Below are 12,225 nucleotides of genomic sequence, written 5' to 3'. Positions count from 1 at the left end.
GAATGGCGCGAGGAGGGGCGCCGCGAGGGGCCGCGCGACCGGCGCCTGTCCTGTGGTTGGTCGTGTCAGGGTCTGTCACGGACCCTCAGTTGATCGGCCCGATGATCTTGCCGGGATTCATGATGTTGTCGGGGTCGAGCGCCTTCTTGATCGAGCGCATCAGCGACATCGCCTCGCCATGCTCCTCGTAGAGGAACTTGATCTTGCCCAGGCCGACGCCGTGCTCGCCGGTGCAGGTGCCGCCGAGCGCCAGGGCGCGCGCCACCATGCGGTCGTTCAGCGCCTCGGCGCGCGGCAGGTAGGTCGGATCGTCGGGGTCGACCATCATGGTGAGATGGAAGTTGCCGTCGCCGACATGGCCGACGATCGGGGCGTAGATCCGGCTGGCAACGATGTCCTTCTGCGTCTCGAGGATGCATTCGGCGAGCCGCGAGATCGGCACGCAGACGTCGGTCGCCCACATGCCCCAGCCAGGTCGCGCCGACTTGGCGGCCCACGCCGCGTCGTGGCGCGCCTGCCACATCTTGCTGCGCTCCTCGGCCTGGCCGGTCCAGGCGAAGTGGCTGCCGCCGTTCTCGGCGGCGAGCGCCTGCACCATCTCGGCCTGCTCCCGGGTGCCGGCCTCGGTGCCGTGGAACTCGAGCATCAGGGTGCTCTTCAGGGGCAGGTCGAGCTTGGAGTACTTGTTCACGGTGTCGACCGTCTCGGTGTCCATCAGCTCGATGCGCGCCACCGGAATGCCGGACTGGATGGTCTGGATCACCGTGTTGACCGCGCCCGCGAGCGTGTCGAAGGCGCAGGTCGCCGAGACCATCGATTCGGGGATGCCGTAGAGGCGCAGCGTGATCTCGGTGATGATGCCGAGCGTGCCCTCCGAGCCGACGAACAGCTTCACCAGGTCGTAGCCCGCCGACGATTTGCGCGACCGCCGTCCGAGCCGCATCAGGCGGCCGTCCGGCGTCACGACCTGCAGCGCCAGCACGTTCTCGCGCATGGTGCCGTAACGCACCGCGTTGGTGCCCGAGGCGCGCGTGCTGGTCATGCCGCCGATCGAGGCGTCGGCGCCGGGGTCGATCGGGAAGAACAGGCCGGTGGCGCGGATATATTCGTTGAGCTGCTTGCGCGTGACGCCGGGCTGCACCACCACGTCGAGGTCGGCCTCGTTGACCGCCACCACCTTGCTCATGCGGCTGACGTCGAGCGAGATGCCGCCGTTGGGGGCGCTGATATGGCCCTCGAGCGAGGTGCCGGTGCCGAAGGCGATGATCGGCGTCTTGTGGCGGGCGCAGAGCTGGACGACCTGCTGCACCTCCTCGGCCGACTCGACGAACACCACGGCATCGGGCAGGTGCGCCTCGTGGAAGGAGATGTCCTTGCCGTGCTGCTCGCGGACGGAATGGGCGGTGCTGACGCGGTCGCCGAAGAGCTTCTTCAGCTCGGCGACGGTGAGATCGACCTCGGGGGCTCTTGCCTGGGCCTGGGCGGCCATTGCGGTTCTCCTGGCGTAGAGCTCGTGGATACGCTGAAACCGGGCGAAAGCCAACCGAGCGAGGGTGCGTCATCGGGACGGAGAAGGCAGTGGCATCGGTTGCGGTTCGGCAACGGGAAGCACGACCAGCCACGTCGTCAGCAGCGCGCCGAGTGCCAGGGACAGGCCGATGCCGGCGACGCACGCGGTCCAACCCAGACGATCGAACAGCACGCCCAACACCGCGCTGCCGGTGAGGCCGCCCAGGAAGTAGCTGGCGAGATAGAGACCGCTCGCCGCGCCGCGATCGATCGCGGCGGCGCGGCCGACGAAGCCGGTGGCGGTGGCCTGGGCGAAGAAGGTGCCGGCGGCGATCAGGACGAGGCCGATGAGCACGGCAGACAGCCTGTCGGCGAGCAGGAAGGGCAACCCGGCGGCGGCGAGGGCGAAGGCCGACCACAGGGCGGGGCGGGTGCCGATGCGGGCTGCGACCTTGCCGGCGAGCGGCGTGCTGACGATCGACGGCAGAAACACGAAGTAGACGATGCCCAGCATCATCATGCCGACCGAGAAGGGCGGTCGCACCAGCACGAAGTTCACATAGGTGAAGGTGCCGATGAAGGCGAACAGGATGAGGAAGCCGATGGCGAAAGCGACGCTGAGCGGCGGATTGGCGAGATGGCCGAGGAAGCTGTTGAACGGCCGGCGGTAGCTCAGCTCGGTCAGCTGCATCGGCGGCGTGCGCGCGACGCTGGACCATACCAGGACGGCCCCGGCAAGATTGAGCGCGGCGAAGACATGGAAGTTGGCGGCGAGGCCCCAGTGATCGACCAGGCCGGCCGCCAGCAGGCGGCCAAACAGATTGCTCGCCACGTTGCCGGTGATGTAGGCAGCGAAGGCGCCGGCGGCATCGGCGGCGCTGGTATGCTCGCCGAGATAGGCGAGCGTGAGCGCGAAGGCTGTCGACATGCAGAGGCCCTGGGCGATGCGCAGCAGGGTGAACAGCGGCAGGTCGGGCATGGTGGCGAGCAGCGCCGTCGGCAGGGCGAGCAGCGCCAGGCTCGCGAGGATGCCGCGCCGGCGGTCGAGCCGGCGGCCGAGCAGCGCGACGGCGAGGCCGCCCGCCGCCATGCCGATGGTGGTGGCGTTGACGGCGAAGCCCATCTCGGCCGGCGATACGCCGTAGGCTTGCGCGAGCGCCGGCAGGATGGCCTGCGTCGCGAACAGATCGACCACGGTCAGGAAGGCGGTGAGGCCGATCGTGAACGCGCGCAGGATGAGGGGCATGGCTCGATCCTCGCGGCGCGATCACATGTGGTGGTCGTTGGGATCGGCGGCGATGTCGAACGACAGCAGGACCACCGTGGCCTTGCCGGTGTTCTGCCACCAGTGCGCGGTGGCATGCGTCTCGCGCGCCACCTCGCCGGCCTTGTGCAGGATCGGCACGGCGCAGTTGCTGGCATTCTCCACGATCTCGCCGCTGACGATGTAGATCAGGGCCGGTCGCTCGGCATGGCTGTGCCAGGGGACGATGCCGCCCGGCTGGACCTCGAGCCTGCGCACCCGCATCAGGCGGCCCTTGAGCGCGATCTTTTCGCCGGCGAGGTCGATGGTCGACAGGACCTTGTCGGTCACGCCTTGCGGGCCGTGGCTGACCGGCTTGACGGCGTCGGCCTTGAGCTTGTCGGCAGGGCATTCGCCGGCAAGCGCCGGACCGGCCAGGCCGAGTCCGGCGAGCAGGAGGGTTGAAACGAGGGCGGGGCGAACAAACATGGGCATCTCCGTTCTGCTGGCCGTGGCCAGCTGGACAATCCGCGGCCGGAGCGGTCGCGGCGATGGGCGGAGCATCGACGCAGGCTGCGTGAAGCGAAAATGCCGAGTAGGAATGGATTCCATAGCCGAGGACGATCGCCCTATAAGCGGCCGGCCCATCTGCGGGACGAGACCTGAGGACAGGGCGAGAATTGAGGGGAGATCGCGAATGACAATCCGCTTCGACAACCGGGTCGCCATCGTCACCGGCGCTGGCAACGGTCTCGGTCGCGCCCACGCCCTGCTGCTGGCGTCGCGCGGCGCCAGGGTGGTGGTGAACGATCCGGGCGGCGCGGTCGACGGCAAGGGCGGCAACCACGCCGCGGCCGACAAGGTGGTGGCGGAGATCAAGGCGGCCGGCGGCAGCGCCGTCGCCAATTACGACTCGGTGGCGGAGGCCAAGAGCGCGGCCAACATCGTCAAGACCGCGGTCGACACGTTCGGCACGGTCGACATCGTGGTCAACAATGCCGGCGTGCTGCGCGACAAGACCTTCCACAACATGACGGTCGAGGATTTCGACTTCGTGGTGAAGGTGCACTTCCTCGGCACTGCCTACGTGACGCATGCCGCGTGGCCGATCCTGCGCGCCAAGGCCTATGGCCGTGTCGTCGTGACGTCGTCCAACTCGGGCATCTATGGCAATTTCGGCCAGTCCAACTATGGCGGCGCCAAGCTCGCCGTGGTCGGCTTCATGAACGCGCTGCGCCTCGAAGGGCAGAAATACAACGTGCTGATCAATGCGCTGGCGCCGGTCGCCGGCACGCGCATGACCGAGAGCCTGATGACGCCCGAGATGCTGGCCAGGCTCGACCCGTCGTTCGTCTCGCCGATGGTTGCCTACCTGTGCAGCGAGCAGTGCCAGCGCACCGGCGAGATCTGGAGCGCCGGCGCCGGCTACTTCGCGCGCATCGAGTATCGCGAGGCGCCGGGCGTGCGCATCGCCGGCCGCGCGCCCACGATCGAGGACGTCGCCGACAATATCGAGAAGATCGCCGATCTTTCGACCACCAAGGTCTACCGGACCTCGTCGGAGGAAGTGGCGGCGGTGGTCGGCAGCTGACCGCCGGCTGCTGCTGCTGCTGCGGCGGCCGACTTCGTCGGATCGCCGACTGGCTCGATCACGAGGGCCGGCAGGTGGCGACGCCGGCGGCCTTCCTCGAGCGCCTGGCGGTGCGTCTGGTCGAGGCCGGCCTGCCGCTGTGGCGCATCTATGTCGGCCTGCAGCTCGTCCATCCCGAGCTGGAGGCGATGGGCTATATGTGGCGGCGCGGCGAGAAGGTGCAGGAGATCGCCCGTGCCGTCGGCATCCAGTTCACCTCGGCCTATATCGGCAGCCCGTTGCAGGAAGCGCGCGAGCAGGATCGCGTCGTGCGTTATCACCTGAAGGATGTCGGGCCGGACGATCACCTGCTGCTGCGCGAGCTGAAGGAAGACGGCGGCACCGACTATCTCGCTTTGCCGCTGCATCTGCGCCGCGGCGGACCGTTGCCGGTCGTCACCTTCGCCACCGACAGCCCGATGGGATTCTCCGAGCAGGACATCGCCGACCTCAAGCGCGCGGTCGACATGGTGGGCGCGGTCGTCGAGTCGCATATCGAGCGCAGTGTCGCCGATACGGTGGCGCGGACCTATCTCGGCCGCGAGATCGGCCAGCGCGTGCTGAACGGCGCCATCCGGCGCGGCGAGGGCCAGGAGATCCGCGCGGTGCTATGGTTCTCAGACCTGCGCGACTTCACCGGCATGAACGAGCGCATGGCGCCGGGCGAGCTGCTCGATCTCCTGAACAATTACCTGCAGCTGGTCGGCGACGCGCTCGATGCGCATGGCGGGGAGATCCTGAAGTTCATCGGCGACGGCGTGATGGGCTACTTCCCGGCCGAGGATGCGCTGTTCCTGCCGATGGTCACGGCGGCCGCGATCGGCGCCGCGCGCCGGCTGCTGGGCGACATCGAGGCCGCCAACGAGGCGCGCGCGACCGGTGGTCTGGAGCCGGTGCGCTTCGGCATCGGCCTGCATGTCGGCACCGTGACGTTCGGCAATGTCGGCACCGGTAATCGCCTGGACTTCACCGTCATCGGTCCGGCGGTCAATCGCGCGGCCCGGTTGGAAAGCCTGACCAAGGAGCTCAAGGTGCCGGTGCTGGCGTCGGCCGATTTCAACGAGGTCTGTCCGGTGCCGCTCACCTCGCTGGGCTTCCATCACTTGCGCGGCGTCGTCCAGCCGGTCGAGGTGTTCACCCTGCCCACCTGATCGGGATCTTCGCCATCGCTGGCCGCAGACAGGAACCAAAGTGCCGCGATGCGACGTGACCCGATGGCGCGGGACCGGCCCGCGTGCCAGTCTCCGCCGCCATGGACCGAACGCCCGTTATCGCCGCTCTCGAGGACGGCGTGCTGACCCTGACGCTCAACCGGCCGCAGCGGCTCAATGCCATGAGCCCGGCCCTGATCGAGGCGATCAATCGCGAGCTCGCCCGGGCGAAGGACGATGGCGATGTCCGGGCCGTGCTGCTGACCGGCGTCGGCCGCGGCTTCTGCGCCGGCGCCGACCTCGCCGACGGCGGCCCGGGCGAGGACGCGGGCGATGGCCCGCGCGATCTTGGCGCCGCGATGGATCGCCTCTTCAATCCCATGATCCGTGCCATCCGGCAGCTGCCCAAGCCGATCGTCGCTGCCGTCAACGGCGTGGCGGCGGGCGGCGGCGCCAACCTGGCGCTCGCCTGCGACATCGTGCTGGCGGCGCGCTCGGCCCGCTTCGACCAGGCCTTCGTGCGCATCTCGCTGATCCCCGATCTCGGTGGCACGTACTTCCTGCCGCACATCGTGGGCGACGCGCGCGCCCGCGGGCTGGCGATGCTCGGCGGCTCGGTGCCGGCCGAGGAAGCGGCGCGCATGGGCATGGTGTGGCAGGTCTTCGACGACGACGCGCTGATGGCCGAGGCGCAAAAACTCGCCCATCGGCTGGCCAAGGGGCCGACACTTTCCTATGCCGCCATCAAGCAGGCCATGAACGCGGCCGCCACCAACACGCTCGAGCAGCAGCTCGATCTCGAGCGCGACAGCCAGGTCGCTTTGAACCGCAGCGCCGATTTCAAGGAGGGCGTCGCCGCCTTCCTCGCCAAGCGCCCCGCCAATTTCACCGGACGATAAGCAGATGACCTACGACAAGATCACCCTCGCCAAGGACCAGGGCCTCGCCACGCTGACGCTGAACGTCCCGGAGAAGCTCAACGCCGTCTCGCGCAAGATGATCGCCGAGATCAAGGATTGCTGGGAGAAGCTCGCCCAGGATCCCTCGGTGCGCGCCGTGCTGCTGACCGGCGCCGGCCGCGGTTTCTGCGCCGGCGCCGACCTCGCCGATCCCGATCGCGAGAGCGTCGGTGGCGATTCGGGCTCCGCCCTGGACAAATTCTTCAACCCGGTGATCCGCCTGATGCGCGGCCTGCCCAAGCCGATCGTTGCCGCGGTCAACGGTCCGGCGGCGGGCGTCGGCATGAGCTTCGCCCTCGCGGCCGACATCGCGGTTGCGGCCAGGTCGGCGACCTTCCTGCAGGCCTTCGCCCGCATCGGCCTGCTGCCCGACGGCGGCAGCACGTGGTTCCTGCCGCGCCTGGTGGGCGATCAGCGCGCCCGCGCGCTCGCCATGCTGGCGCCGCAGATCAGCGCCGCCCAGGCCAAGGATTGGGGCCTGATCTGGGACGTCGTCGAGGACGCCGACCTGATGAAGACTGCGACCGATATCGCCCGCCGCCTGGCTGACGGCCCGACGCTGTCGCTGGCCCGCATCAAGGAGGCGATGGGGCGTGCCAGCGGCAACGATCTCAGCCAGCAGCTCGATGTCGAGCGCGACTTCCAGCGCGAGCTGGGACGCAGCGAGGATTTCAGGGAAGGCGTCGCGGCCTTCCTCGGCAAGCGCAAGCCGGCTTTCAAAGGCAAGTGAGGGAGAGACCATGACGACGCCGCACAAGGAGATCACCTCGGGCCTGTTGTTTCCGGAAGGCCCCGTGGCCATGCCCGACGGTTCGGTGATCCTGGTCGAGATCGCCCGCCAGACGCTGACGCGCGTGACGCCCGACGGCAAGCAGCACGTGATCGCCAAGCTGGGCGGCGGGCCGAACGGGGCGGCGATGGGGCCGAACGGCAAGATCTACGTGACCAACAATGGCGGCTTCAACTGGATCAAGCTGCCCGATGGACGGACCTTTCCCGGCACGCAGCCGGCCGACTACAAGGGCGGCTCGATCCAAATCGTCGACCCGGAGACCGGCAAGTTCGACACGCTCTACGAGTCGTGTGACGGGCGCAAGCTGAACGGCCCCAACGACCTGGTGTTCGACGATGCCGGCGGCTTCTGGTTCACCGACCTCGGCAAGACGCGCGAGCGCGACAACGACCGCGGCGCGGTCTACTACGCCAAGGCCGACGGCTCGAAGATCGAGGAGAAGATCTTCCCGCTCGAGCGGCCGAACGGCTGTGGCCTGTCGCCCGACGGCAAGACGCTCTACGTCGTCGAGACGCCGACCGCGCGCTGCTGGGGCTTCGAGCTCTCGGCGCCGGGCGAGATCAGGTCGGCGAACGGGCCCTATCGCGGCGAGAAGGGCCGCGTGGTGGTGGGCCTCGGCGGCTACCAGATGTTCGACTCGCTCGCCGTCGATTCGGCCGGCCACATCTGTGTCGCCACCCTGATCACCGGTGCGGTGTCGGACATCTCGCCCGACGGCAAGTCGGTGACCCAGTACAAGCTACCCGACGCGATGGTCACCAACGTCTGCTTCGGCGGCAAGGACCTGCGCACCGCCTACGCCACGCTCTCCCTGACCGGCAAGCTGGTGAGCTTCGAATGGCCGCGCCCGGGCCTCAAGCTCGAATATCTGAACAAGTAGCTACCCCTTGGCGAGGGCCCGTACCTCGCGGCTGGCGACGACGCGGCCCGAGGCGTAGGCCTCGTGGTTGGCGTCGACGTCGGCAAGCTTGTAGCGGTAGTTCACCATCATGGCGTAGGACTGGCGGAAGCCGTTGGCGCTGGTGTCGCCCAGCCAGTTCAGCCGCTCGACGATGGCGCCGTTGCCGAGATGGAAATGGGCGACGCGGTCGATCGCGCGGCCGCGCTCGTCGGTCGCAGTGAGATACTTCGCCGCCAGCCGGCTCAGGATCGGGCGCAGCGCCTTGGAGATCGCCGGCACCTCCCACCACACCGGGCGGTCGAGCAGCTTGCGCACCGCGGCGGCGCCCGTCGCCTCGTCGATCACCGGCGCGAGCGAGGCGATCTCGGCCGGCGTGAGGGCCTGGTCGCCGTCGGTCTTCAACCGTCCGTCGATGTAGTGGCGCAGGCCCGGGATCGGCGAGAGGGTGGCGAACTCCTTGATGTTTGGCAGGTCGCGCGCCAGCTGGTCGGCGACGCGCTTGATCAGGAAATTGCCGAAGCTGATGCCGGCCAGCCCCTGCTGGCAGTTCGAGATCGAGTAGAAGATCGCCGTGTTGGCCTGGCGCACGTCGTGCGTGGCGGCGCGCGCGTCGAGCAGGCGCTGCACGTTGCCGGCCAGGCCGTCGACCAGAGCCACCTCGACGAAGATCAGCGGCTCGTCCGGCATGCGCGGATGGAAGAAGGCGAAGCAGCGCCGGTCGCTGTCGAGCCGGTTCTTGAGGTCGCGCCACGAGCGGATGGCGTGCACCGCCTCGTAGGCGACGAACTTCTCGAGCAGCGAGGCCGGCGCCTCCCAGTCGATGCGCACCAGGTCGAGAAAGCCGACATCGAACCAGGCGCCGAGCAGCGGCCGCAGATCCTCGCTCAGCATGCGCGCCGCGGCGTCCGACTTGCCGAGCGTCAGCAGCTCGGCGCGCAGGTCGACCACGAACTTCACGCCCTGCGGCACGCCGACGAACTCGCGCAGCAGGCGCACCGCCGGCGGCTCGAGCGCCTTGACCAGCGCGCGCGGCGCCTCCTTCGAGGCGCGCCACTGCTCGACCGTCGCCAGTGCCGCCTCGCGCGGCAGGCCGTAATCGTGTGCGAGCGTCAGCAGGAACTTCCTGCGACCGGCCGCGGACAGCGACAGGTAGGTCTGGCCGAGCTCGGCGGCGCGCCGGCGCTGCGCGGTCTCGCCGCCCTTGCCTTCGAGGCAGGCGTCGATGCGGCCCTTGAGGCGCGGGATGTCGTCGTCGGGCAGGTCGGGACGGATCGGCGCGCCCACGACCTCGCGCGCGCCGCGCGTCGTCTCGACGAAAGCGTTGCGCAGCCGCTCGATGGTGCGATCCACGGTGCTGGAAAGAGGAAGAACCATGGTCCGATTATGTCATGCCGAACGTGTCACCGCAGTGGCGGCGACCATCGCAATTGCCGCAGCAGCAACCGTGCCACTTTCTGCCGCGCCGTCCGCCGGCGACGCAATCTCGTGACGTCAGCGGCGCGCGAAGTCGAACAGCGGGCCGTTGCTCAGCGCCCCTTCGATCTCGAGCATGCGCCGCTTGGTGGCGACGCCGCCGTTGGCGGAGAAGCCACCCATCTTGCCATTGGCCGCCAGCACGCGATGGCAAGGCACGATGATGGCGACCGGATTGCGGCCAAGCGCCTGGCCGACCTCGCGCGCCTCCTGCGGCACGCCGAGTCGCTTGGCGATGTCGCCGTAGGTCAGTGTCTGGCCGGGCGGGATGGTGCGCGCCACCGCGTAGACCTTGCGATGGAACTCGGGGACCCCGTCGAGGTCGAGCGTCACGTCGGCAAGATCGACCGCCGCGCCGGCGAGCAGCGCCAGCACCCGGTCGATCGCTTGCCGCACGTCGGCCGGCGGGTCGGATTCCGCCGCGCCCGGCCAGCGCCGTCGCAGGCGCGCGCGCGTGGCATCGGCGCTCGCCTCGGGCAATTGCAGCCCGGTGATGCCGCGCCCATTCCAGGCGATGCCGCAGACGCCGAGCGGCGTCTCGAAAAGGGAAAAGCCCTGCGCAATTGCGGTGTTGGTCGTCATGGCGAATACCGTCGACCTGACCAATCAACCCGTCAAGGCGCGCCCGTCATGCCACCCGCCTCAGGCGCGCCAGCTCGCTGTCCATCAGCGCGCGGTACGGCCCCTTGCGCAGCAGCAGCTCCTCGGGCGAGCCGTCCTGCATGACGCGGCCGCGATCGAGGACGATGATCCGGTCGAAGCTGCGCAGGGTCGACAGGCGGTGCGCGACGGCGATCACGGTGCGGCCCTGCATCAGGTGGTCGAGCGCCTCGCGGATCAGCTCCTCGGATTCGCCGTCGAGGGAAGACGTCGCCTCGTCGAGCAGCACGATCGGCGAGTCCTTCAACAGAGCGCGGGCGATGGCGATGCGCTGGCGCTGACCGCCGGACAGGCGCGTGCCGCGCTCGCCGACGATCGTGGCGAAGCCCTCCGGCAGGGCTTCGATGAAGTCGCGACAGCACGCCGCTTCGGCGGCCGCGACCACGTCCGCATCGGACGCGTCGGGCCGGCCATAGCGGATATTGTCGAGGATCGAGCGGTGCAGCAGGGAAATGTCCTGCGGCACGAAGGAGATCGCGTCGCGCAGGCTTTCCTGCGTGATGTGCGCGATGTTCTGGCCATCGATCAGGATGCGACCGCTGTCGACGTCGTGGAAACGCTGCAGCAGCGCCAGCACCGTCGACTTGCCGCCGCCCGACGGACCGACCAGACCGGTTCGCCGGCCGCCGGCGATCCTGAGGGTCAAGCCTTCGAACAGCTTGCTGCCGCCGGGATAGGCGAAGGCAACCTTCTCGAACGCCACGCCCTGTCGCCGGGGCACCAGCGGCACCGCCGCTGGATGCTCGCGCAAGGCATGGGGCTGCAGCAGCGTGGCGATCGCCTCGGCAAGCCGCGCCATATGCTGGGTGACGTCGACCAGCGCCACCGCAAGATCGCGCGTGGCATGCAGGACCGTGAAGCCCAGCGTGCAGACCAGCACGACGTCGCCGACGCTCGCCGCGCCGCGCTGCCACAGCGCGATCGCCCAGGCGAGCACTGCGACGGTCAGCACGATGGTGATGGCCGCATGCAGCAGGCGCAGCCCTTCGAGATATTGCAGACTGCGGCGGCGCGCGCTCATTTCGCTGTCGATCGTGCGGTCGAAGCGCCTGTGCTCGCGGCCGATGGCGCCGAAAGTCCTGACCAGCGGCATATTGCCGAGGACGTCGGCCAGCTCGCCCTCGACTCGCGCGGCACGATCAGCGAAGCCGTGATGGAGCGGGGTGCCGCGGGCCGCCAACCTGAACAGCAAGATCATGATGATGCCGGAGATGGCAAACAGCGCCATCGCCATCGGCAGGCTGACGACGGCCAGGTAGGCGATCGCACCGATGGTCGCCGCACAGGGCGGCAGCACGTTCCAGATGAAGAGATTCTCGACGGCGAAGGTGGCGTTCGAGGTGGCGGTTACCCGCCCGGTGAGGGTGCCCGTCAGGCGTTGCGCGAAATAGCTAGGGGCATGTCCCGTGAGATAGCGGAAGAGTTCGCTGCGCAGATCACCCGTGACGCCGACGAAGGCATGGCTTGCAATCCATCCGGCCAGACGCCACAACAGGTTGTCTGCAGCGATCAGCGACACCAGAAGGGCGAAGGCCATCCAGATGCCGTCGGCGGTTGGTCCGGCCGACAGCGTGTCGACCAGGAATTTGACTCCGTACTGCGTGCTTATCGAGCAACCGACGGCGCCGAGCACGGCGGCAAGAATCGAGGCATGCGCAATCCATCGCCTGCGCACATAGCGCAGCACGAATGCAACGGGTCGGTCGGCGTAGCCGCTGAGTCGGTCCATCCCCATTTCCAGAAGGTTGCAACGAATGAGCCGTGATTTCGTTACATCTTCGACGGGGGAGCGCACCGTGATCAATGAGTGGCTGCCATTCCACGACTGCATTCCGACGTCACTGCAGTTTCGAATTCGTGTACCGAACCCCGGCGCTTCGCCGGGGTTCGTTGTTGTCAGGCGCTC

The 12,225-nt window shown here is 68.5% G+C and carries 11 protein-coding genes; 5 read left to right on the top strand and 6 right to left on the bottom strand.

Annotated features, from left to right (window positions below; all coding sequences use genetic code 11):
* Positions 1-85: 85 nt before the first annotated feature.
* From ACILR9_RS26960 to ACILR9_RS26950, 3 genes are all read right to left on the bottom strand, one after another.
* Positions 86-1,489, bottom strand: coding sequence for an FAD-binding oxidoreductase (locus ACILR9_RS26960; RefSeq protein ID WP_395713066.1), 1,404 nt, complete (start codon positions 1,487-1,489; stop codon positions 86-88).
* 69 nt (positions 1,490-1,558) lie between these two features.
* Positions 1,559-2,755, bottom strand: coding sequence for an MFS transporter (locus ACILR9_RS26955; protein ID WP_395713065.1), 1,197 nt, complete (start codon positions 2,753-2,755; stop codon positions 1,559-1,561).
* A gap of 21 nt (positions 2,756-2,776) precedes the next feature.
* Positions 2,777-3,241, bottom strand: a complete 465-nt coding sequence (locus ACILR9_RS26950) for a cupin domain-containing protein (RefSeq protein ID WP_395713064.1) — start codon at positions 3,239-3,241, stop codon at positions 2,777-2,779.
* 208 nt (positions 3,242-3,449) lie between these two features.
* On the opposite strand from ACILR9_RS26950, the gene ACILR9_RS26945 reads away from it, so the two are divergent.
* From ACILR9_RS26945 to ACILR9_RS26925, 5 genes are all read left to right on the top strand, one after another.
* The gene (locus ACILR9_RS26945) at positions 3,450-4,343 is read left to right on the top strand and encodes an SDR family oxidoreductase (RefSeq protein WP_395713063.1); all 894 of its coding nucleotides are present in this window, start codon (positions 3,450-3,452) and stop codon (positions 4,341-4,343) included.
* A gap of 74 nt (positions 4,344-4,417) precedes the next feature.
* A complete protein-coding gene (locus tag ACILR9_RS26940; RefSeq protein WP_395713062.1) occupies positions 4,418-5,533 on the top strand; it encodes an adenylate/guanylate cyclase domain-containing protein in 1,116 nt (371 codons plus the stop codon).
* A gap of 101 nt (positions 5,534-5,634) precedes the next feature.
* Entirely contained in the window at positions 5,635-6,432 is a 798-nt protein-coding gene (locus ACILR9_RS26935; protein WP_395713061.1) for an enoyl-CoA hydratase-related protein, read from the top strand.
* Positions 6,433-6,436: 4 nt separating this feature from the next.
* Positions 6,437-7,222 (top strand): enoyl-CoA hydratase-related protein, encoded by a 786-nt coding sequence (locus ACILR9_RS26930; protein ID WP_395713060.1) that lies wholly within the window; start codon positions 6,437-6,439, stop codon positions 7,220-7,222.
* 10 nt (positions 7,223-7,232) lie between these two features.
* A complete protein-coding gene (locus tag ACILR9_RS26925) occupies positions 7,233-8,165 on the top strand; it encodes an SMP-30/gluconolactonase/LRE family protein (RefSeq protein ID WP_395713059.1) in 933 nt (310 codons plus the stop codon).
* On the opposite strand, the gene ACILR9_RS26920 is transcribed toward ACILR9_RS26925, so the two are convergent.
* From ACILR9_RS26920 to ACILR9_RS26910, 3 genes are all read right to left on the bottom strand, one after another.
* The gene (locus ACILR9_RS26920; RefSeq protein ID WP_395713058.1) at positions 8,166-9,560 is read right to left on the bottom strand and encodes a malonyl-CoA decarboxylase domain-containing protein; all 1,395 of its coding nucleotides are present in this window, start codon (positions 9,558-9,560) and stop codon (positions 8,166-8,168) included.
* Between the two features lie 117 nt (positions 9,561-9,677).
* Positions 9,678-10,241, bottom strand: a complete 564-nt coding sequence (locus tag ACILR9_RS26915; protein ID WP_395713057.1) for a methylated-DNA--[protein]-cysteine S-methyltransferase — start codon at positions 10,239-10,241, stop codon at positions 9,678-9,680.
* Between the two features lie 46 nt (positions 10,242-10,287).
* Positions 10,288-12,048, bottom strand: coding sequence for an ABC transporter ATP-binding protein (locus ACILR9_RS26910; RefSeq protein WP_395713056.1), 1,761 nt, complete (start codon positions 12,046-12,048; stop codon positions 10,288-10,290).
* Between the last annotated feature and the right edge of the window lie 177 nt (positions 12,049-12,225).

This window comes from Reyranella sp., assembly GCF_044224635.1.
Classification (GTDB): domain Bacteria; phylum Pseudomonadota; class Alphaproteobacteria; order Reyranellales; family Reyranellaceae; genus Reyranella.
The sequence above is the reverse complement of the archived record's forward strand: the minus strand, read 5'-3'. Positions and strand labels throughout refer to the sequence as shown.